Below are 22,486 nucleotides of genomic sequence, written 5' to 3'. Positions count from 1 at the left end.
CATGCTCTTTTTTAGCCGTACCACCCGCTGGGTCTTGGCGCCGCTTGCCGACAGACTGGACCAGCCTGACCAGGCATGCACGCCGTTGTCGTCGAACAACCCTTTGCTGCGACGCATCCTGACCGGCGTCGAGCAATTGCTGCAAGAGCGCAGCGCCCTGAAAGAACAGGCACGCGCGCTGACACAGGAAGTCACCCAACTGGACGAGCGCGTGGCCTGCCGTGACGCGCTTTTGCGGCAATGGGAGGCTCGCTGGGCCCTGGTCAGCCACGGCGCAGGTGAACTGTTCTGGGAACTGGAGGTGAATGGAACCGCTGCACCGTCACTGGCATGCGCAATGAGGTGGACGGGGTCTGCGTCGATCCTGGCTCCGGGCATTGATCAGCTTGGCCATTGGAACGAACAGCTCCATCCGGCCGACCGTCAACGCCATTTGGATACCCTTGCCAGGCACCTGGCCGATCGCAGCGGGCGTACGCCGTTTGTGTTGGACGTGCGAATACAGCCCGCAGCGGGCGACGACTATCGCTGGTGCAGGATCAGCGGTGATTCACGCCGCGATGCGCAAGGCCTGCCTGTGGCGATGGGTGGCAGCCTGCGGGACATTCACCAACAACACCTGCAAGACGAGGTGCTGGAACTGGCGGCGACACGCTTCGACATCTCCCGGGAAATGCTGCATGACGGGCTCTGGGATATCGAGGTCGTGGCCGGCGACCCGGCGAACCCGAAAAATACCATCTGGTGGTCATCGCAAATGCGTCGGCTGCTGGGGTACACCACGGTCGAGGAGTTTCCCAATACATTGGAAAGCTGGACCTCGCGCCTGCACCCCGACGACAGCGAACGGGCTATCGCTGCGTTCGTCGCCCATGTCGACGACCGCAGCGGCAAAACACCGTTTGACGTGGATTATCGACTCAAGCACAACAACGGCACTTACCGCTGGTTTCGCGGCCGCGGCCAAACCCGGCGCGCGGACGATGGCTCCCCGCAAAGAGTCGTGGGCGCCATTACGGATATCCATGCCAGCCATGAAGAGCGTGCGCTGCGCGAGGCTCAGGAACAGCAACACCGCATGATGCAGGAAACCTTGAGCAAGCTGACGCAGATTGTCGCCACCATCCAGGGCATCGCCAGCCAGACCAACCTCCTGGCGCTGAACGCAGCCATTGAGGCGGCGCGCGCAGGCGAAGCCGGACGCGGCTTCGCAGTGGTCGCCGATGAAGTCCGCAAGTTGGCCACGCGAACCAGCCAGGCCACCCAGCAAGCAGCCGACATGATGGACGGCTAGCCCCATGAACACACCCCAGCCGGTGGCGACAGCCAGCCGTTGCCATGCCTGCATGTAGAGGCTGCTGGGGTTTTCGCAAGACCGATCCCCACAATAATAATCAGGTGTCGATATGCGCGATTATGAACACGTTGTTGAATCCTTCGATTATCTGCAGAGCGCCACCCAGGATTTGCATGGCGAACTTACTGCTTTGAACGCCTGCGTCGAATGCTGCGACCGGCATGCCCACGGCGAGGCCGTGGCGTTGTATTGCGAAGCGCAGGATGGCCATGCCGAGCGCTACGGGTTTCGCGACCTGCAACGCCAGGCGGCGCGCTTCGGCAATTTCTTGCGTGAACAAGGCGTCAAGCCGGGCGATCGCGTCGCCGGCCTGATGCCACGCACGGTTGAACTGTTGATTGCCATTTTGGGCACCTGGCGCATCGGCGCGGTCTACCAACCGCTGTTTACGGCCTTCGGCCCCAAGGCCATCGAACAACGCTTGAACTGCTCGAACGCCCGCTGGATCGTGACCGACCCGCACAACCGTCCGAAGCTGGACGACGTCACTGACTGCCCCAGCATCGTTGTGACCGGTGGCGCCCCACAGAACCCCGCTGATCACCACTTCTGGAGCGCACTGAACCGCCAGGCTGACGATTGCGCGCCGGTGCTGCTGGATGCCAGTGCGCCGTTCCTGTTGATGTGTACCTCTGGCACCACGGGGCCGGCCAAACCGCTGGAGGTGCCGTTAAGCGCGATTCTGGCCTTCAAGGGCTATATGCGTGATGCGATTGACTTGCGTGCGGACGACCACTTCTGGAACCTGGCTGACCCGGGTTGGGCCTATGGTTTGTATTACGCGGTGACCGGCCCGCTGGCTTGTGGGTACGCAACGCTGTTCTACGACGGCCCCTTCACGGTGGAAAGTACCCGTCACATCATTGCCAAGTACGCAATCAACAACCTGGCCGGTTCGCCCACCGCCTACCGCTTCCTGATCGCCGCGGGGGCCGAGTTCGCCGACGCCGTTCGTGGGCGCCTGCGGGCCGTCAGCAGCGCCGGAGAACCGCTCAACCCGCAAGTCGTGCGGTGGTTTGCCGAACAGCTTGGCGTGGTGATTCACGACCACTACGGGCAAACGGAAATCGGCATGGTGCTGTGCAATCACCACGGCTTGCGTCACCCGGTCCGCGAAGGCTCAGCGGGTTATGCGGTGCCCGGATACCGCATCGTCGTGTTGGATAAGGCACACCGGGAATTGCCAGCCGGCCAGCCGGGCGTACTGGCCGTTGATCGCGAGCGCTCGCCGTTGTGCTGGTTCGACGGCTACCTCGGCATGCCCACCCAGGCCTTTGCAGGGCGCTATTACCTGAGCGGCGATATTGTGGAGCTCAATGACGACGGCAGTATCAGCTTCGTCGGCCGCAATGATGACCTGATTACCACGTCCGGCTACCGCGTCGGACCGTTCGATGTGGAAAGCGCGCTGATCGAACACCCAGCGGTGGTCGAGGCGGCCGTGATCGGCAAACCCGATCCGCAACGCACCGAGTTGATAAAGGCGTTTGTCGTGCTGAACACACCCTACCTGCCAAGCCCTGAGTTGGCGGAGGAGCTGCGCCTGCATGTACGCCAGCGTCTAGCCGCACATGCTTATCCGCGGGAAATGGAGTTTGTCGACCATCTGCCCAAGACCCCAAGTGGCAAGTTGCAACGGTTCATTCTGCGCAACCAAGAGATTGCCAAGCAACAGGCGCTTGGTTAAGCCCCCTGATCGGTCAAGCTCAGCGCCGCGTCCTTGCATGATCGACACCCCGCCCCGGAGCCGCCATGGACCTCGCCACCGTCGCCCTCCTCCCCGCCGGCTTCGCCCTGTGGGGTTATGGGCACTGGCGCGTCAGGACTTTCTGGTGGTGACAGGCAAGCCTGGTGGTGGGCTATATGAAATATCCTAGACGGTTGCTCCTGGCTGTTTTCAGGCTTTCGTACGGTCGAAAACCGGCCAGCGGTTGCCACTTGGCTGGACCCTTTCGTTTGATTAACGGATAGGGTTTATCCCGTCCTCGACAAGTGAAGAGAACGCTTGAACCGTAGGCTCGGCTCTAGGAGTACACGGTACCGGGTGGCATTTTTATACCGCACAGTGTTCGGTAGAAAATACCATTTCCATATACCAAGCATTTATCGTGGGCTTGGGCTTTAAGCATTAACGCTCGCAATCTTTCGACAATCCGAACGGCTCGACGTCTGAATAACAGCGGTTTGATTGGCCGCTTTTCTTGCCCTGGATGTTGGATTTCACCGAGATACTCCTGCCAACTCTTTGGTTGCTGACAGAGCTGTGTTTCGAGATCGTTCAAAATTGCCAGTACGTCAGCTAGATCGTCATTTCTCAAGCGGAACGTTACATTCATTGATTCAATGCCTATCCCTGCATCTCTTTGTGCATATCGTTCAAAAGCAGGTGCTATAAGGGAAAAATATCCAAACGTATGAAAGCAGTCAGACCTGAAAGTAATTCGGTCTTCTGGGTCTAGCGGACCCAAATGCTCTGTTTTTTTCGATGCATATAAGCCGATTATATGATGCATGGTGACTGTACCAAACTACTGACATACTTATGGACGAAGGCAAGCTCACACTCCTGCGAGGACACAGGCTAGAAGGTTCGTGGCATCTATCGGCCACTTCCTCTGACCGTTTTCTGGCGGCTGTCACCGGCAGCTATGGGGTCCAGGTTGTGTGAACAGTGCCGATGAATCTAAAGAGCATTAGACAAACAACCTCAGGTCTTTCACATTCCCTCTAAAGCGGGTCAGGAAAAAGACATGCCTTCACGTTTGGCATCCAGCTACCCAAATATTCAACATGCATTGGACGCGATCATTCCAAGCAAAAAATTGGACGTGGCTACTCGTATTGTCCTATGGGCGGCGAGTGACGCCGGGCTAGATCCAGCCGAAATTATGGTCACGCTGTCAAAGCTAGATCCAGTGCTTTTCGACAACCTTTGTTCTGAAATGGAGGTGCAGTATTTCAGACTTTTCGAGCGCGGAGATGAGAGGCACCTATCGTTTTTCTGTAAGGCTCGAGCCTACAGCGCCGGCGCTTGGTTGGCTCGTGAGGCACCCTACGAAGCAATTTACGAGTCAATATTTGCCACAGAGAAACCACTTGTAATTGCTGATTTTTTGTAGGTAAAAATGGACCTAACCGGTTTCTGTAGCCATCCAGGTCAAAAAAAAATGGAGCTGAGCCGTAAACTCCTTTGGCTTAGCATACGGGCTCCTTGCCTGGGACAAGAAAAAAGAGATCTGCATGCTCATACACGGGTAATGCTGAACAAACAGCTCGACATGTTCTTCGAGTGTTTGCGGCCACATCAGGTCCTTTTCAGAGCGAAGTACTTGAGTTGACCGGATGAGTTTGCGCGAGGCTTCCCGTTGCAAGCGTAGCGATTGCGTCGGTGTGGTCGCCTGATCGATAAGATCGGCATACCGGGTCAATTCGGATTCAAAGTCACCATTCACGGCAATGGCGATATCACGCGACGGCTTGAGCCGGTCGAAGCGCTTGCTCAGATCATTCCCCCATAAGCAACGGCAGTGATGCTTGAGCCAATACCCCCAGCTCAATCGGTTGCCTGCCGCCAATACTTCAGAACGACTACCGATGTCGAAATCGATCTTGATGACTTCGGTATGCCGATTTTCCAGCGTGCGCCTTTTCGACTCGAACATTTCGAGATCCTGCGACGTGGGAGTGCTCTGCAGAACAAGGGTTAGGTCAAGGTCAGAAACCCCCAGCACGGCGTCGCCTCTAGCGACGCTGCCATAAATATAAATCCCGTCCAGCAGAGGTTCCGAGCGAGTGAGCGTCATGCAAACGTCCACCAGTAAATCTTGAAACTGTGGCTGTATCTCGACGTTGGGCACGGTGAGGATATAACCGTCTGCATCGATGCCACGAGGATGGAGTCGTTCCATGAAGCCGTCCGTGAGTTGTGTTCAGAGAGGTACTTTAACAGGGCCAATAGTGACTGCTTCTGGCCGTTTTGAGTCGGTCGCAACAGGCAGAAAACGACCGATTCTGTTGAAAAAGTAGCTCCCCTGGCCGACCTCCGGCAAAATCTCTTCATTGGCCGGAGGGGGATCACACAGCATGATGGGACAGTTATCGAGTGGGCAGGAGCGACTGTTTTACTCCTTCAACCTTGAAGATCACATCCCAGCCAATCACCTTCTGCGCAGCATTGATCGGTGTCTCGATCTGAGCGACCTGCGCCATTACCTCGCTGATTTCTATAGCCCGATTGGGCGCCCTTCAATTGATCCTGAACTGATGATCCGCATGCTGGTCGTGGGCTACTGCTATGGCATCCGCTCCGAGCGGCGGTTGTGCGAAGAGGCCCATTTGAACCTGGCGTATCGCTGGTTCTGCCGGTTGAGCCTTGAAGATGAAGTACCCAATCACTCGACGTTTTCCAAAAATCGACACGGCCGTTTTCGGGACAGTGATCTGTTCCGCTGGTTGTTCAATGAAGTACTGCGTCGCTGCATGGATGCAGGGTTGGTCAAAGGCGAAGGCTTTGCCGTGGACGCCAGCATTATCAAAGCGGATGCCAGCCGGCAGCGCGGTGTACCGGGCGATGAACAGGTCAACTGGAGCGATCCGGCCCTGAGCACCCGCGCCGTGCGTGAGTATCTTGAGGCACTCGATGAAGAGGCTCTGGCCGAAACGCTACCGAAGCGCCTATCGCTGACTGATCCTCAAGCCCGCTGGACCGCAGCTCCAGGTGGCCCAGCGTTCTACGCTTACTCCACGAATTATCTGATCGATACCGAGCACGGTGTCATCGTGGATGTGGAACCCACACCGGCTCATCGCACGGCCGAGGTCGAGAGCACCAAGATCATGATCGACCGGGTCGAGGCGCAGTTCGACATCAAGCCGGAACGCCTTATTGGCGACACCGCTTACGGAACCGCGCCGATGCTGGCCTGGATGGTGGAGGAAAAAGACATAGAGCCGCATGTGCCGGTATGGGACAAAACCGAGCGCAAGAACGACAGTTTATCGAGCAACGATTTCCACTGGAATGAGGAGACTGAGGAATACCGCTGCCCAGCCGGCAATGCCTTGCGCAGCGAATGGCGTGCCTTCAAGAATGAGCGTTCGCACGTCACCAAAGCCAACACCATCATCTTCCGATCCCGGCAGACCGACTGCGTTTCCTGTCCGATGAAAGCCAAGTGCTGCCCGAACACGGCGTTCCGCAAGATCGCTCGCAGCGTCCATGAAGCCGCTCGTGATGTGGCTCGGCGCATTGCAGCAACGCCGGCGTATCAGCGCTCTCGCCACGAACGTAAAAAGGTCGAAATGTTGTTTGCCCACCTCAAGCGCATCCTGAAATTGGATCGCTTGCGGCTACGTGGCATGAGTGGCGCGACCGATGAGTTCACGCTGGCGGCTGCGGTACAGAACCTGCGTCGACTGGCCAAACTCACATCTCAAGGGCCACCTGCCACGGGATAGGTGCGCCTGCACGAAGCAAAAAACCTCAAATTAACCCAATAACAGAGCAGCAAAGGTCAACGAAGGGCCGAGAAACCACTCAATGTGGTGAGTAGGTTCTCCGGGGGGAGCCGTGCCTGAGTTCAGGCGAACTGAAAATCCGACTTTTTCAACAGAATCGACCCATTGCGGCCATTCGCAGGAGCCACCAGAATCGAGGGACTGCTGGTCGTGAGGTGACGCATGGTGAGAATTGAAGTATCAGAAGAAGCTGACTGGAAACTTTTCGAGTATGTGGCCCGGGTTCTTGAGCAAGGGCTGGGCGGTTGCTGGAAAGAGAGGCTCGATGGCTCGGACCAGCGCTACTGGGATCTGTTAGTGGATGAACACACGCTTACCCTGCACCTTGAACACTATTTAGGCATTTCAGTGGTCATTCCCGATGGCGCAGATGACATCGCTCAAAGAGTATGTGCGTTGCTCAAGCAGCCTCCTTGCGGGTAAGCCCGCTCCAACAAAGATCACAACTGATCTAGACGGCAGCTGTGGGTCGATAGCGGGCTTATCAAGCCCTGCCCATTTCCTCGCACCAGATATCGACAAGCAGGCTCCGCTCGACCCATAGCAGACGTCGAGGGCCATAGTTATGTGCCGCTCAGAAAACGATTTCGCACCGCGCTTTAGCGGCCTGTACTCGTAATGTCAGGCCAGACTCGAAGCGTATTACAAGGTGATGATCTGGTTGGATGTTATCTGTGAGGTAAAAGGTTTGTGTCTCCGCACCGGACTCCACCACTCCAATCGAATGAAGAACATTACCGTCACTGTCAGCCAGGTTTTCATCCCGCCCACTCGCTGAAAAGTAGTCAACCTCATGGAAGCTGATAGTAATCTTGCGTGCTTCTTCAGTCGGCACCCATGAGTCACTCCGTCGAGTGAAGCTAAGTACAATCGACCGATCCACGATCTCGTAAATGATGGCGCCGGCTTGATAGAAGTTATGCAGATCGTATGCACGGTCGTGAATCTCGACCTCGATATGCCCAAACACGAAACCATGGAATTGCATGGATTAGCCCTAATGATCTAACGGTAGGAGTGCATCGTACTGCATGGTCGCAATGGCCGCTTCTGGCCGACCGCTGCCCTTAGACATAGGCAAAAATCGGCCAAAAGCGGTCACTCCTACTGATCACATGCAATCGCTGGATAATTGGGAGTGTCATCGCCAAAACTTCCACCAAGGACGAACTCGTTCCTCATCCATCGTTGTGCTTGTCTGCCTGTAAACAGCAGTTGCGATCGCATGAGTCTGCGCCGCTATCTCATCCAACCAATCTTGAGGCCCGATCCAGTGATCGTGAACTACCTCCAGAAACTCTCGATCCAAAGGCAGCTCGGAGGCATCGCCAACGACCGTACTGAAAGCCTCGCATTTTGGACACCATGCCGTGGTCTCAGTAAACCGTGTCACATCAGAAGCAGGAAATACCGCATAGCAACCAAAGCAAGCGCAATGGTTGCTGGCGAGGATTTCTGTCTGATTGCGGTTCGCATGATCATGCGTGCTGTAAGTGTCGGGCATTCATACCTCCATCGCAGCGCCAGATTAGTTGAGCCGCGATCACAAGGCAGTCAGGCGATTCAGCTGCTCTGCCGAAGGAAATCCTAGTGTCCGATAGCGAGGTGGATAGCCAGCTTCTGTAGTCAGCAGATCGCCAAGCTCGGATTCAAACTCGCTCCATAGAACGGTTTTGACTGTAGGTTCCCCACCCTCAACGGGTTCAACCAACACGATGCGATCACTCTTGGGCAATAGGGTCGGCACACCTTTTGTCCAAGCGCTCATCGATACGGTTTTGCCGTTCTGGTCAGACAGCTCGTAGAGAAGGTACGAGGCAACAAACACATCGACGCTCGTTTCCAGATTGACCTTATCGAGCAACTCTTTCTGATTACTGTAGCTACCCTGGAGCAGCAAATGTTCCAGCGTGGCCAGACGGTTATTGACCCCTTCATCATCAGGGTGAAATGGGACGATATCGCGCCCGTCATAGGTATAAATGTCGGTGGAGACTGCCCTGCCCCTCTCAAGCGCTTTGAAGCTAAGCTCGACCATCTGACGGATGCCTTGCTCGTCCTTGTCGCCCGTGACCATCAAGACGTCACGGCTGGGGATCATGAACACCGGTCGACCTTTAACGGGTGCGCGCTGTAGAACATCTGGCAACAAGACTCTGCTGCTGTCGTATCCGTCCGCCCACTGCGCGGCGTAGAGCCCAGGGATGATCTCACCGAAGGCCTCGTGCGTAGCATCGCGCAAGTTCTCAATGGAGATCGCCACTGCCTCATCCATTGTGACACCCCACTGCGCTTCAGGGCCTCTCGTAAGGGTGGCGGTGGACTCGGGAGAGTCGACGGCAAGCATAATCACACAGTCGCGGCCCAAGGACTGATAAACGACATCGTGCGGCTTGTCGCCACCATTTCTGGCGTGCTCCAGTCGAACTTCCTCAAGCATGGCAAGATTTCGAATCACCGGACGTAATTGTGCTTTCACGTTTTCAAAGACCGTCCCGGTTCTCTGGCCAGACTCCAACAGAGTCGATACGTACCCATTCAGAATTGCGGCCTTCTGGGTCTTGTCTCCATTTTGATAGTCGCGAAAGGCGTTATGAAGATTGAAGTACGAGCCATTGTTATGACGGATGCGAAACTCGCTAGCCTGAAAGTCCATGGCCTCGCTGTAGCCAGCCTTGCGGGCTGACTCGATAAATTTTTTGGCAAATCCTTCCTGAGTCAGAGGACGACTGAAGATTTTGTCGAGCAGGGATTGGAGCATGCACAGGATCCTTCGTGTCAGCAGGTATTTGTAAACAGGGTGGGTTGGACGCGGCTAAACGTGTCCACAGCTTGAACGGCTGCTCTCTATATCGACAGGTATAAGATGAAAAATAGGGTCGCACACCTGGAGCTAGGCTCATGAACCCTACAACCCCGGACGGGCGTTATTTTGTTGTAAATGGCCGGCTGTGGCGCTGCTCAAACCCCGCTGGCAAAATCGACCAATCAGACGTTCATGTCGATGAATCCGCCAGCCCCTCTCATGCTCGGCCAGCCGGCATGGATATCCCGCAAGTGGGGCAGTCAACGCCATTGCTCGCCATTTGCATAACCTCCTCGCCGCACGTTGGGCAAACCTCCCCCGCCATCTCGCATGGAGATCCGAGAATGAACTCGCCCCCATAACCGGGAACCCTTTCTCGTAGCAACGCGGCTCGCGATGAAACAGCAACAGCCCCTAGCGCAGCGCATGCTCACAATTAGCGCGCCCTAGCTCATCCCCATACAAAATACCTGTACAGAAATTACGCCACGCATTTTTACAGCGCTCGCAGGATTCTATCGACCCAAAGATGGCCTTGGGCTGTATCGCCGCCAAACAGTCATCAGCCCGATAGCCAGGCCTCTACTTCCCGCGCCTGCCAGAAATCGGAGGTTACTGACCGTTCATCGGGATTGAGTGATGCCATGACGACATCACACCAATATAGTTGTACAAGACTTGTACAAACACTAAAATCTGTACAAGTTTCGACTAGCCAGAAAATAACACCGCTACTGGTTGCCGTCGGACAAAAGAATACCTGCGCAGGATGCGGACCAAGGGCGAATACATACGCTTGCAGGTGTCCCTAAACCGCTCCTCCCACTACGCAGGTACATCATGCCATCGCACACTCCCCGGCTCTCTACACGGACCAGTCTCTATGCCGGCTATGCCAGCCTGCTCGCGTTTATGCTGCTGATCGCCGCTATCTCGCTGTACGCCCTGGCTAACAGCAATAAGGACTTTTTTCTCTACGTTAATGGCATTGATGCGCGCGCCCGCCTCGCCAACACACTGAACGACGCCGCCGCCCAGCGCGCGATTGCCCTGCGTAACATCGCCTTGAACAGCAATGTCACCGCGAGAGGACAGCAGCGAGGCGCAATTGCCATCAACGAACAAATGGTGGCCGGCAGCCTCGCCGCGCTACGCCAGGCAATTGATAGCCATGATGATGTGTCGCCCAAGGCACGTGAACTGTTCTCAACCATCGAGAAGGTCGAGAGCCGCTACAAACCGGTAGCACACACCATTGCCGAACACCTGTTCAAGGGTGAAAACGACGAGGCCCTGCGCATGGTCAGCGAGCAGTGCACACCCTTACTGGCCGAGCTGACCCAGGCAATTGGCGAATTCCTGCGCTACACCAACCAGAAGGCAGACCTGCAGGTCAGCGAAAATGACGCAGACTATCTGTCACAACGCAACCTGCTGCTCGCCATTACTGCGCTGGCCGTCTTACTAGCAGCGGTACTGGGCTACGTCATCAGCCGCAACCTGCTACGCGCGCTGGGTGCCGAACCGAGTGAACTCAACCAGCTCGCCCAACGAGTTGCCCAGGGCGATTTGCGCGCTAGCGAGCGCACGATTGAGCCACCACAAGCCAGCATCATGGCCGCCCTGCTGAGCATGCAGGAGAACCTGCGGGACATGACCAAGGGCATAAACCTGTCCTCACAGAGCGTGGCCGAATCCAGCCAGGAACTTAGCCAATCGAGCCTGAGAAACGCCGAAAGCGTGGCCATGGCACAGTGCGAGGTCGAGCAGATCGTCACCGCCGTTCACCAAATGGCCGCCACCGTGCAGGATGTCGCGCGCAATGCCGAATCCGCCGCCAGTGCCGCCAGCGATGCCGATAGCGCGGCCCTGTACAGCCAGCAGAAGGCCAAAGATGCCGTCAACATGATCGGCGAGCTGGCCGAGACAATCGAACAGTCCAACATTGCCATGGGCCGGCTGAAGAATGAAACCGGCAATATCGGCGGCGTGCTTGAGGTGATCAAGTCGGTAGCCGACCAGACCAACCTGCTGGCCCTCAACGCAGCCATCGAAGCTGCACGTGCTGGCGAGGCTGGACGCGGCTTCGCGGTGGTAGCCGACGAGGTCCGCAGCCTGGCACAGCGTACCCAGAAGGCCACCTCAGAGATTGAGGGGCTGATCGCCAGTCTGCAGAAAATTGCCGACGAGACCTCGCAGCATATGCAACGCTGCAAGCGCTCCAGTGCGCAGTCGGTGTCCGGCGTTTCCGAGGCCGGTGACGCGGTAAGCACGATCGTAACCATGATCGAGCGGATCAACGGCATGAACCACCAAATCGCCGCGGCCGCCGAGCAGCAGAGTACCGTTGCCGAGCAGATCAGCCGGGGCATCGTGACCGTCAGCGAAAGCGCCGAGCAATCCGCTGCCGCCTTCCGCAGCGCTCAGCAGGAAAGCGAAGGACTAGCACGCACCAGCGTGACATTGCGAGAGAACATCTCGCGCTTTCAGCTCTAGGGTCTGTTGCCATTTCATCGCGAGCCGCGTTGCTGCGAGAAATGGCCCCTGGTTAGTCGCAGTACACAGGTATCGTCGTGCCATCGACCAGGCGAACCGGTCTTCCCATCCACAGTTGCGTATCAGCGCAGTGCGAGCTGATCAGATGGCTGCTGCGTCGAACCATTCACCGCAGACCGATAGCGGACTTTGTTCTACCTGGGCATCAGACAATGCTTCAAAAAGGGCACGATGCTCTCGGACGGGATTCAAGACGACTTGAAGAAAAGCCGGCCGCTCCGTTCCAAACATGCTTTCTTCTCGAGGTGTTTGCTAACGTCAAATGTTGTTGAAGTCTTCCCCCCCCAATATTGCCCAAGCTTTTTACAGAGCTTGAAGGGGGGGCTGACCGATGATCCATCCCGCAAAAAAGCCAGGCGTGCTGGCCGTACACACATTGTCCAACCGCCCCCAATCCCCTTATCCTCGCCCCTCCCCGTCCGCTCAAACCCGGAGCCGCCATGGACCTCGCCACCCTCGCCCTCTTCCTCCCCGCCTGCTTCGCCCTGAACATGGCGCCTGGCCCGAATAACCTGTTGTCCGTAAGCAACTCCACGCGCTACGGCTACCGCACATCCTGCCTGGCAGGCATTGGCCGCTTGCTCGCCTTCGCCGGTATGATCGCCCTTGCCTCAGCCGGCCTCGCGGTAGTGTTGCAAACTTCTGAGTTGTTGTTCTACGGGATCAAGATTCTGGGCGCGGCGTATCTGTTTTATCTGGCGTTTCAACTGTGGGGTGCGAATCCACAGGCGCACGCGGAGTCAGCAACTCCCAAGGTCAGCCTGTGGGCACTGGCGCGTCAGGAATTCCTGGTGGCGGCAGGCAACCCCAAAGCCATCCTGATCTTCACCGCCTTCCTCCCCCAGTTCGTGGTACCGGGCCAGCCGATCACGCCGCAGTTCGCTGTACTGGGCGCGCTGTTCCTGGCGCTGGAATGGATCGCGATCAGCGTCTATGCCTATATGGGCCTGCATATGCGCCGCTGGTTTGCCGAGCCGCGGGGCAAGCGTGTCTTCAATCGCTGCTGTGCGGGGTTGTTGTCGGCAGCGGCAACGGTGTTGTTGATGGCGCGACGGGCTTGACGGAGGGTTCGAAATGAATGAGATGGACAGAAATGCGCTGGCCAGTCTTTATCGCGAATACATCCACTGCCTCAACCAGCAGGACTGGGAACGCTTGCCCAATCTGCTGCACCAGGACGTGACCTACAATGGCCGCCTCGTGGGCGTCGCCGGTTACCGCGCCATGCTCGAACGGGACTTTCGCGAAATTCCCGACCTGGTCTTCCACATCCAGCTGCTGGTCGCCGACCCGCCCACCCTCGCCAGCCGGTTGAATTTCAACGTCACGCCCAAGGGTGAGTTCTTCGGCTTGCCGATCAACGGTCGGAAGGTCGCGTTCTCCGAAAATGTCTTTTATGAATACGTCGACGGCAAGATCGCCCACGTCTGGTCGGTGATTGATAAGGCCGCGATCGAACGCCAGCTGTAAGGGCTGTGCCGGGCCGACAAGCGCGACTGCCGCGCCTCAGCCCATTGTCTAGACTCCACACACCCATCCACCGTGGAGCCCTGAGATGACGCATAAAAACACCCTCTGCCTCTGGTACAACGGCACCGCCGAGGAGGCTGCGAATTTCTATGCCAAGACCTTCCCGGACAGCCGGGTCAATGCCGTCCACCGCGCGCCTGGCGATTACCCTGCGGGTAAACAGGGCGACGTCCTGACCGTCGATTTCACCGTCATGGGCATCCCGTGTATCGGCCTGAACGGCGGCCCGGCGTTCCCGCACACCGAGGCATTTTCGTTTCAGGTGGCCACCGATGACCAGGCCGAAACCGATCGCCTGTGGCAGGCCATTATCGACAACGGCGGCCAGCCGAGTGCCTGCGGGTGGTGCAAGGACAAGTGGGGGTTGTCGTGGCAGATCACCCCGCGCGTGCTGTCGGCCGCCGTGACCCATTCGGACCCGGCAACGGCCAAGCGCGCCTTTGAGGCGATGATGAGCATGACCAAGATCGACATCGCCACGATTGAGGCCGCGATCGCCAATCGCTGAACACACCCGGCAGCGCCTTGGGGCACTCTACGGCCCAAAGGCCGCTGCACAGGCGTTGTACAGAGCGCGCCACGCTGACTAGACTTTGCCCCCGCCACACCCTGCACGCTAAAGATTCGGCGCCACTTGCCGTCATCCTTACATCCCTGAATGGACTCAAAGAGGCTCCTGTGCGCTTTTTCTCTACCCTTTTGTTAGTGGGCGGCCTTGCCACCCTGTCCGGCTGCGCCACCCAGGCCAGCAAAGTCGACCAGATGCTCGCCGACACCCTCGCCCAGCCGCTGGTGGAAAGCAGCATCGTGCGCGAAGGCGATCTGCTCAGTTTCGAGCTGCTGATGCCGCTGTCGACGCCGGGTGCACGCCGCACCATGCAGTTCGAGGCCGCGTGTTCTTCGCCGCAACTGTCCTTGCTGTACCTCGACGGTTCGCAGCGGGTCTACCCACTCAAGGCCGGGCGCTACACCGAAGCCCGCAAATTGTCAGCCGACCTGCACGCGAAGCTGGCCGCCAACCCGACCTTCGTGCGCGCGTGCGCCCAGACCCCCAAGCCAGACTGGCGCCTGGTCAAGACGGATGAACGTGGCAATTGGGTACTGATTGACGCCGCGAGCATCAAGACCGTGGAGGGCGAAGTCCGCTTCTGGGCGGCGTTCGATAACCCAACGGTGCTCAACGACCTGCCCTACGACGCGCCTTACGCGCAAAAGCGCGAGCACTTTGCCGTGTCCTGCGCTAACGGCACCTACAAGGAACTGGCCGGCTATGACCTGGATGCACGCAATCGAGTCAGTGACGGCCGGGTCGACAGTTTCCCGACGCCACGCAACATTGTCGGCAGCGATACCGACTATGAATTGCTGTTCAACAGCGTCTGCGCCACCCCCGAGAAGATCGCCGCGCTGCCACTGTTCAAGCCGCGCCTGAAGGCCCCGGCGACCATCGCCTTGGGCTCGGTACAGCCACCGGTGCTGGCGGCACTGGCGCAATTTGACCAGGACAAACCGACCCGCAGCCTGAAGTACGTGCACTTCACGGGCACGTCGACCATGAAAGGCAAGACCAGTAACTCGACCAGTGAGCAGTTCATCAGCCGCGACGCCGCCAGCGGCCAGCTGTCGATCGCCCTGCGTGGCGAAGGCTACGAGTCCCAATCGGTAAGCTGGCGAAACCTGATCGACCTGGTGTCCAAGAGCACCTTCGGCGGCAGCATGGCCGAAAGCACGACGACGACCCAGCTGAGTTTCACCGGCAACTGGAAAGCCCTGCCGGTGGGCGACACCTTGGTCTACCAAAGCACCCGTTCGACCCTCAACAGTGTGATTGGCAACTACGACAAACAGACCATCACGCGCTGCGTGGTCGAGCGCCAATTGCCGGCCAGTGAACTCAACCCCAACCTGCTGGGCAGCGCCAAGGCCCTGTCGTGCCGCAACGACAACGACAAATACAACCGGGTTAATCACCTGTTCTACCTGACGGACTATGCGTACTTCCTGGAGTCGAGCACGGACAAGAATGAGTTTTTCTACTCCGATACACGCATCGATAAATTCGAGTAACCGTCCACAAGGTGAAAAACACCTTCAATCAGGTTGACACATTTGCTCACACACCCTGAAGATGGAGGCCTTCTTCAGGGTGTGTCCGCTCATGTGCGCAACGTTGCTGGTTAACTTTTCCGTCATTGGCTTGATCGCCAAGGCGCAAGGTTGCGCTGCACACGCCCTCAAATCGAAGAAACAGTCGCTCATGTGACCGGGGCGCGCTGTCCCGTCAGATGAGCTGACAGGACATTGAGCGCGACGGACACCCTCCCCTTGCACAATTCCCTCTGCCCTTCTGGCGGTGACTTAATCGGTCAACCATCAGGAGAAAGAGCATGTCAGCGTTTCAAGGTATCTGGGTTCCCGTGGTCACGCCGTTTCACGACGGCGCCCTCGACTTTATCGGCCTGCGCCGTTTGGTTGAGCATTTGCTGGAAAAGCACGTGGCCGGGATCATGGTCTGCACCACCACCGGTGAAGCCGCGTCGCTGAGCCGCCAGGAACAACTGGCCGTGCTCGATGCCGTGTTGCAGTGGGTGCCGGCGCACCGTGTGGTGATGGGCCTGGCGGGCAATAACCAGATTGAATTGCTGCAGTTCCAGGACCAAGTCCTCAAGCGCCCCGTGGCCGGTTTACTGGTGCCGGCGCCCAGCTATATCCGCCCTTCCCAGGCCGGCCTCGAAGCGTTTTTTCGTACGGTGGCTGATGCGTCCAGTGTGCCGATCATTCTCTATGACATCCCCTATCGCACCGGCGTGACCTTCGAGCAGGCCACCCTGCTGAACATCGTCGCCCATGAGCGCATCAAGGCGGTCAAGGACTGTGGCGGCAACCTCGGCAATACCCTGGCACTGCTGGCCAGTGGCGAAGTGGATGTGCTGTGTGGCGAGGATATCCAGCTCTTCAACGCGCTGTGCCTGGGTGCCAGCGGTGCCATCGCGGCGTCGGCCCACGTGCATACCGAACAGTTTGTGGCGCTGTGGCAGCAGGTGCGGGATAACCAGTTGGCCGAAGCGCGGCAGACGTTTTTCCAGCTGCTGCCGCTGATCCAGACGTTGTTCATGGAGCCCAACCCGGCCCCGGTGAAAGCGGCGTTGGCATTGCAGGGCTTGATCGGCAGCGAATTGCGCGCACCCATGCAGCGGGCCAGCGCGGCGCTGATTGCACGGGTGCAGCCGCTCTCCGCCCTGGCACAATGATGCCTGTGTAGGAGCGAGCAAGCTCGCGCCTACGGGCTTGCTCAAGGCGTGCGCGGCTTGGCCATCTGCAACCGATGCAAGGTGATCTCGCGCACTGCCTGCTTGCTCAGTTCGATATGCCGCTTGAGCAAGTGCTGCGCCTGATCGACACGCCGTTGCAGGATCGCGGTGAGTATTTGCCCATGCTCCTCGTACGTCGCCGCAATGCGTGAAGCCTGGGTAAAGTCGAGGCGCCGGATGATGCGGATCTTTTCCGTAAGGGCGTAGTGCATGTGTGCCATCTCACGGTTGCCGGTGGCTTGCACCAGGGCGCAGTGAAAGTGTTCATCCAGCGCCGACACCGCCTGACTGTCCTGCAGGCGCTCACATTCCTCCACCAGCCAGGTCGCCTGCAGCCCTTGCAAGATCGGGTTCGGTTGCTCCATCGCGCATAAACGGCTGACAGCAGCCAGTTCCAGCACGATCCGCACGTCATACAGCTCTTCGAAATAGGTGAAGTCGAACGGCTTCACCTGCCAGCCGCTGCGGAAGTACACCGCCAGGTAGCCTTCCCGTTCCAGGCGGTACAGCGCCTGACGCACGGGTGTACGGCTGACACTCATGCGCTCGGCCACTTCGCCCTCGCTGAAACGGTCGCCAGGCAACAGGCGAAAGTCGAAGATATCCGCCTTGAGTTGCGCATAGATCTGCTCGGCCAGGCTGTCCGGGCGCTCGCGCGGTTTTTTCAGCGTTGAAAGCGGCATGCTTACCCCTTGCTGGTGACATAGGCGCGCCAGCCGCCAAACTCAGTGACATCCAGCGCATCCGCCAGGGCCCAGGGTTCGCAGATAAAGCCTTTGACGCTGCGTCCATCCGCCAGCATCAGGGTGCCGATCCCCAGCGGTGCGGGAATTTCGGCGACGAACTCGCCAAAACGGGCGATAGGCATGTCCCACAGCTCGACGATGATCGATCGCCCACCGTCCGCCCTGGCCAGCCCCGGCTTGGGCGGCACGGTGCCGGGCAGCGCATACAAACGATAAGTGCTGGCCGTGAGGGTTTGCTCCACCAGCACGGCGTTGCGTGTGGTCAGTTGGAAGTTCAACGGCATGCCGCTCAGGTGGGCGCCCACCACCGCCACGCGCACGGTGCCGGGGGCCTGTTGGGCAGCAGCGGGTGCCGGCAGGTGGCGTTCGGTTGCGCCGAGCGGCAACTCAAGGCTGGCCTGCCAGCGCTGGCCCAGGTGCGCCAGGGCGCTGTCATGCCAGGCCGGTGCGAGCAGGGTAATGCCGCACGGTAGACCGTCCGCTCGCAGGCCCGCCGGCAGCGCCAGCGCCGACAGGTCCGCCAGGTTGGTGAAGTTGGTGTAGTAGCCGAATTGCGCGTTGTAGCGCACCGGCTCCAGCACCATGTCGGCGCGCGTGCGAATCGTCGGCGAGGTCGGCACCAGCAAGGCGTCGAACCCCGCCAAGGTGTCGTTGATGCGGCGACTGAGTTCGGCCCGCAGGTATTCGGCCTTGTAGGCATCGCAGGCGCTGTACTGGAGGCCATTTTCGACAATGCCGCGCACCACCGGGTTGATGGCCTGCGGCTGGTGTTCGAGCATGCCTTCCAGGGCCACCGTGCGTTCTGCGACCCAGGGCCCCGAATACAACTGGTCGGCCAGGGCCTTGAACGCACTGAAATCCATCTCGCTGATCACCGCGCCCAACGCCTTGAAGTGCTCGACTGCCTGCTCGAACACCGCCTGGTTCTGCGTATCGCCGAAGAACTCCAGGCTCGCCGGTATCGCCAGCTTGATCGAGGCTCCCACGCTCACCGGCGCCGTGTTGGGGTTGCTACGCGAGTATGCGTCGCTGGCGTCATAGCCCTGTGCGACCTGCGCCACCGCGGCGGCATCCTCCACGGTCAGGGCAAACACCGAGATGCAATCCAACGTGCGACAGGCCGACACCAGGCCGGTATTCGAAAACCGGCCCTTGGTCGGTTTCAACCCGACGATATTGTTGAACCCTGCCGGTACTCGGCCCGAGCCTGCGGTGTCGGTGCCCAGCGCAAACGCCACCAGCCCGCGGGCAACCACCGACGCCGAGCCGGAGCTGGAACCGCCGCTGACGTAATCGGCATTGAAACTGTTACCCACCGCACCATACGGCGAGCGCGTGCCCACCAGGCCAGTGGCGAATTGATCCAGGTTGGTCTTGCCCATCAGAATCGCACCTGCCGCTCGCAGTTTGGCGACTACGGTCGCGTCCGACGTTGGGCTGTAGGCGAATTCCGGGCAGGCTGCCGTGGTGTCCCAGCCCGCCGCGTCAATGTTGTCCTTGATGGCGAATGGCACGCCGTACAGCGGCAACTTGTCGATATCGCCGCCCACCGCGTCCAGCCTGTCGTTCAATTGCGCCAGTTGCATGGCCAATTGCTCAGGTTGTGCGCGGGCAATCCAGGCGCTGTCATCCGCGCTGTATTGCGCCGCCAGGCTCAACAACCGGTCGGGGGTCATCGCCCCGCTGCAATAGGCCGCGTGCCATTCGCCAAGGGTCCAGCCGATAACGCTCTGCATAGGGATTTCCATCTTGTATCCAAGTTGACCTGTCTTAAAGCAAACCCCAGGCCAAAGGCCGAAACGCCTTGATGAGCGGGCTTGCCTGCCCATCCAGGTGCTCGGGCCTGCTCATTGATGGCGCACCCGAGCGTCGCCCATGCGCCAAAAAAAGACACTCAGCCGACCGCTCGGTTGCGAGCCGCCCGATACCGGCCTATGTTCCAAGCCATGCTTTGCCTTTTGCTGTCCCCCACCCTACGCCCATCCCGTAACCAGGTGACGACATGCCTACGCCTTCCCGCCCCGCCGTCCTCGAACTGATCGGCAACACGCCGTTGGTACGCGTCAGCCGTTTCGATACCGGCCCCTGCACCCTGTTTCTCAAGCTCGAATCGCAAAACCCCGGTGGTTCCATCAAGGACCGCATCGGCCTGGCCATGATCGACGCCGCCGAACGCGACGGCCGCCTGCGCCCTGGCGGCACCATTATCGAAGCCACCGCCGGCAACACCGGCCTGGGCCTGGCGCTGGTGGGCCGGGCCAAGGGCTACCGGGTAGTGCTGGTGGTGCCCGACAAGATGTCCACGGAAAAAGTGCTGCACCTCAAGGCCATGGGCGCCGAAGTGCATATCACCCGCTCCGATGTGGGCAAGGGCCACCCCGAGTATTACCAGGACGTGGCCGCGCGCCTGGCCAAGGGCATTCCCGACGCGTTCTTCGCCGACCAGTTCAACAACCCGGCCAACCCCCTGGCTCACGAAACCAGCACTGCCCCGGAAATCTGGGCGCAAACCCAGCACGACGTGGACGCGATTGTGGTGGGGGTCGGCTCGGCCGGCACCCTCACCGGCCTGACCCGTTTTTTCAAGCGCGTACAACCCGACCTGGCCATGGTGCTGGCCGACCCGGTGGGCTCGGTAATGGCGGAATACAGCCGCAGCGGCCGCCTGGAAACGCCAGGCTCGTGGGCGGTGGAAGGCATTGGCGAGGATTTCATTCCGTCGATCGCCGACCTCTCCAGCGTGCGCCAAGCCTATTCCATCAGCGATGAAGAAAGCTTCGACCACGCCCGCCAACTGCTCAAGGCCGAGGGCATTCTCGGCGGTTCCTCCACCGGTACCCTGTTCGCCGCCGCGCTGCGCTATTGCCGTGCGCAGACCGAACCCAAGCGCGTGGTCACGTTCGTCTGCGACACCGGCACTCGCTACCTGTCAAAGGTCTACAACGACCAATGGATGAAGGATGCGGGCCTGCTGCAATACAAGCACTACGGCGACCTGCGCGACCTGATCGCCCGCCGCTTCGAAGATGGCCGCGTGATCAGCGTGAGCCCCGACGACACCTTGCTCACCGCCTTCCAGCGCATGCGCCTGGCCGATGTCTCGCAACTGCCGGTGCTGGTGGACGGACAGACATTGGTGGGGGTGATCGACGAATCCGACATCCTGCTGGGCCTGCACCATGACGCCGCGGATTTCTCGATGATCGTCGCCAGCGCCATGACCGATAAAGTGCAAACCCTGGCCCCCAGCGCCAGCCTGGCCGAATTGCAGGCGGAACTGGATCGCGGCCTGGTCGCCATCATCGCCGACGCCTCGGGCTTCCACGGCCTGATCACCCGCGTCGACCTGCTCAATCACCTACGGAGGTCCCTTGCATGAGTCAGCCCGATAGAAGCGCGTTTGCCACCCGTGTGATCCACGCCGGGCAATCACCCGACCCGACCACGGGCGCGCTGATGCCGCCGATCTACGCCAACTCCACCTACCTGCAAGACAGCCCCGGCGTACACAAGGGGTTCGACTACGGCCGCTCCCATAACCCCACGCGCTTTGCCCTGGAACGCTGCGTGGCCGACCTCGAAGGCGGCAGCCAGGCGTTTGCCTTCGCCTCGGGGCTGGCGGCGATTTCCACCGTATTGGAATTACTCGATGCAGGCGCCCATATCGTCTCCGGCAACGACCTGTACGGCGGCACATTTCGTCTGTTCGACAAGGTGCGCCAGCGCAGTGCGGGGCACCGTTTCAGCTTTGTCGACCTGAGCGATGGCGCGGCGTTTGAAGCGTCGTTGCAAGACGACACGCGCATGGTATGGGTTGAAACCCCGAGCAACCCGTTGCTGCGCCTGACCGACCTCAGCGCCATTGCGCACATCTGCCGTGACCGCGGCATCCTCTGCGTGGCCGACAACACATTCGCCAGCCCGTGGATCCAGCGCCCGCTGGAGCTGGGTTTCGACATCGTGGTGCACTCCACCACCAAGTACCTCAATGGCCACTCCGACGTGATCGGCGGCATCGCCATCGTTGGCGACAACCCGGAACTGGCCGAACGCCTGGGCTTCCTGCAAAACTCGGTCGGCGCGATTGCCGGGCCCTTCGATGCCTTCCTGACCCTGCGCGGCGTGAAAACCCTGGCCTTGCGCATGGAGCGCCATTGCAGCAATGCACTGGAATTGGCGACCTGGCTGGAACAACAACCGCAAGTGTCGCGGGTTCACTATCCCGGCCTGGCGTCCCATCCCCAGCATGCACTGGCGCGTCGACAGATGCGCGGGTTTGGCGGGATGATTTCGCTGGATTTGAACAGCGACCTGGCCGGCGCCCGGCGCTTCCTGGAAAACGTCAGAATCTTCGCTTTGGCCGAAAGCCTGGGGGGCGTGGAAAGCCTGATCGAACACCCGGCAATCATGACCCACGCAAGCATCCCCGCCGCCACGCGCGCGCAATTGGGTATTGGCGATGGGTTGGTGCGGTTGTCGGTGGGGGTTGAGGATGTCGAGGATCTGCGGGCGGACCTGGCGCAAGCCTTGGCCCGGATATAAATCCTCCAGCCCCCATGAATCCCAGGTGGGAGGGGCAAGCCCCAATGCCGTTCAGTTAAGGCTTTTTTTGTAGGAGCGAGCTTGCTCGCGAAAAACTCACAGGCGCCGCGTTGATTCAGGA

General features: G+C 59.3%; 19 protein-coding genes. 13 read left to right on the top strand and 6 right to left on the bottom strand.

The window, feature by feature from the left end; translation table 11 throughout:
* The first annotated feature begins 1 nt into the window (after position 1).
* From P2T68_RS16565 to P2T68_RS16555, 3 genes are all read left to right on the top strand, one after another.
* The gene (locus P2T68_RS16565; RefSeq protein ID WP_277379609.1) at positions 2 to 1,294 is read left to right on the top strand and encodes a PAS domain-containing protein; all 1,293 of its coding nucleotides are present in this window, start codon (positions 2 to 4) and stop codon (positions 1,292 to 1,294) included.
* A gap of 112 nt (positions 1,295 to 1,406) precedes the next feature.
* Positions 1,407 to 3,044, top strand: coding sequence for an AMP-binding protein (locus P2T68_RS16560; protein WP_277379608.1), 1,638 nt, complete (start codon positions 1,407 to 1,409; stop codon positions 3,042 to 3,044).
* A 1,063-nt stretch (positions 3,045 to 4,107) separates the two neighbouring features.
* Complete coding sequence (locus P2T68_RS16555) at positions 4,108 to 4,476, top strand: hypothetical protein (RefSeq protein ID WP_024075768.1); 369 nt, start codon at positions 4,108 to 4,110, stop codon at positions 4,474 to 4,476.
* Between the two features lie 12 nt (positions 4,477 to 4,488).
* Here P2T68_RS16555 and P2T68_RS16550 read toward each other — a convergent pair whose 3' ends face one another.
* Entirely contained in the window at positions 4,489 to 5,265 is a 777-nt protein-coding gene (locus P2T68_RS16550) for a nucleotidyltransferase domain-containing protein (RefSeq protein ID WP_277379607.1), read from the bottom strand.
* A gap of 175 nt (positions 5,266 to 5,440) precedes the next feature.
* On the opposite strand from P2T68_RS16550, the gene P2T68_RS16545 reads away from it, so the two are divergent.
* Positions 5,441 to 6,814: an IS1182 family transposase gene (locus tag P2T68_RS16545; protein WP_042910153.1), complete on the top strand. Its 1,374-nt coding sequence runs from the start codon at positions 5,441 to 5,443 to the stop codon at positions 6,812 to 6,814.
* Positions 6,815 to 7,036: 222 nt separating this feature from the next.
* A complete protein-coding gene (locus P2T68_RS16540) occupies positions 7,037 to 7,297 on the top strand; it encodes a DUF3630 family protein (protein ID WP_102623480.1) in 261 nt (86 codons plus the stop codon).
* A gap of 151 nt (positions 7,298 to 7,448) precedes the next feature.
* Here P2T68_RS16540 and P2T68_RS16535 read toward each other — a convergent pair whose 3' ends face one another.
* The 3 genes from P2T68_RS16535 to P2T68_RS16525 form a co-directional block, all read right to left on the bottom strand.
* Complete coding sequence (locus tag P2T68_RS16535) at positions 7,449 to 7,862, bottom strand: hypothetical protein (RefSeq protein WP_277379606.1); 414 nt, start codon at positions 7,860 to 7,862, stop codon at positions 7,449 to 7,451.
* Between the two features lie 153 nt (positions 7,863 to 8,015).
* Entirely contained in the window at positions 8,016 to 8,378 is a 363-nt protein-coding gene (locus P2T68_RS16530) for a hypothetical protein (RefSeq protein WP_155766407.1), read from the bottom strand.
* A gap of 39 nt (positions 8,379 to 8,417) precedes the next feature.
* Complete coding sequence (locus tag P2T68_RS16525; protein WP_069076260.1) at positions 8,418 to 9,635, bottom strand: DUF1444 family protein; 1,218 nt, start codon at positions 9,633 to 9,635, stop codon at positions 8,418 to 8,420.
* An 885-nt stretch (positions 9,636 to 10,520) separates the two neighbouring features.
* On the opposite strand from P2T68_RS16525, the gene P2T68_RS16520 reads away from it, so the two are divergent.
* The 6 genes from P2T68_RS16520 (at position 10,521) to dapA (ending at position 17,017) form a co-directional block, all read left to right on the top strand.
* The gene (locus P2T68_RS16520) at positions 10,521 to 12,176 is read left to right on the top strand and encodes a methyl-accepting chemotaxis protein (RefSeq protein ID WP_277379605.1); all 1,656 of its coding nucleotides are present in this window, start codon (positions 10,521 to 10,523) and stop codon (positions 12,174 to 12,176) included.
* Between the two features lie 500 nt (positions 12,177 to 12,676).
* Positions 12,677 to 13,297: a LysE family translocator gene (locus tag P2T68_RS16515; RefSeq protein WP_024075776.1), complete on the top strand. Its 621-nt coding sequence runs from the start codon at positions 12,677 to 12,679 to the stop codon at positions 13,295 to 13,297.
* A 22-nt stretch (positions 13,298 to 13,319) separates the two neighbouring features.
* Positions 13,320 to 13,706: an ester cyclase gene (locus tag P2T68_RS16510; RefSeq protein ID WP_093235662.1), complete on the top strand. Its 387-nt coding sequence runs from the start codon at positions 13,320 to 13,322 to the stop codon at positions 13,704 to 13,706.
* A gap of 85 nt (positions 13,707 to 13,791) precedes the next feature.
* Complete coding sequence (locus P2T68_RS16505; RefSeq protein WP_102623472.1) at positions 13,792 to 14,274, top strand: VOC family protein; 483 nt, start codon at positions 13,792 to 13,794, stop codon at positions 14,272 to 14,274.
* 170 nt (positions 14,275 to 14,444) lie between these two features.
* Positions 14,445 to 15,833, top strand: coding sequence for a hypothetical protein (locus P2T68_RS16500; RefSeq protein WP_277379603.1), 1,389 nt, complete (start codon positions 14,445 to 14,447; stop codon positions 15,831 to 15,833).
* 320 nt (positions 15,834 to 16,153) lie between these two features.
* Positions 16,154 to 17,017 (top strand): 4-hydroxy-tetrahydrodipicolinate synthase, encoded by an 864-nt coding sequence (gene dapA / locus P2T68_RS16495; RefSeq protein ID WP_024075780.1) that lies wholly within the window; start codon positions 16,154 to 16,156, stop codon positions 17,015 to 17,017.
* Positions 17,018 to 17,058: 41 nt separating this feature from the next.
* Here dapA and P2T68_RS16490 read toward each other — a convergent pair whose 3' ends face one another.
* Positions 17,059 to 17,760 (bottom strand): GntR family transcriptional regulator, encoded by a 702-nt coding sequence (locus tag P2T68_RS16490; protein WP_024075781.1) that lies wholly within the window; start codon positions 17,758 to 17,760, stop codon positions 17,059 to 17,061.
* 2 nt (positions 17,761 to 17,762) lie between these two features.
* Positions 17,763 to 19,559, bottom strand: a complete 1,797-nt coding sequence (gene atzF / locus P2T68_RS16485; protein ID WP_277379602.1) for an allophanate hydrolase — start codon at positions 19,557 to 19,559, stop codon at positions 17,763 to 17,765.
* Positions 19,560 to 19,825: 266 nt separating this feature from the next.
* Between atzF and P2T68_RS16480 the strand changes: the two genes are divergently transcribed.
* Both P2T68_RS16480 and P2T68_RS16475 read left to right on the top strand, forming a co-directional pair.
* Positions 19,826 to 21,202: a cystathionine beta-synthase gene (locus P2T68_RS16480; protein ID WP_024075783.1), complete on the top strand. Its 1,377-nt coding sequence runs from the start codon at positions 19,826 to 19,828 to the stop codon at positions 21,200 to 21,202.
* Entirely contained in the window at positions 21,199 to 22,365 is a 1,167-nt protein-coding gene (locus P2T68_RS16475; RefSeq protein ID WP_277379601.1) for a cystathionine gamma-synthase, read from the top strand. Before P2T68_RS16480 ends, P2T68_RS16475 begins: the two co-directional genes overlap by 4 nt.
* Positions 22,366 to 22,486: the final 121 nt, after the last annotated feature.

The sequence above is a fragment of the Pseudomonas sp. G11 genome (assembly GCF_029457515.1).
Lineage (GTDB): Bacteria > Pseudomonadota > Gammaproteobacteria > Pseudomonadales > Pseudomonadaceae > Aquipseudomonas > Aquipseudomonas gorinensis.
Note: the sequence above shows the minus strand (reverse complement) of the source record. Positions and strands in the feature narration are given on the sequence as shown.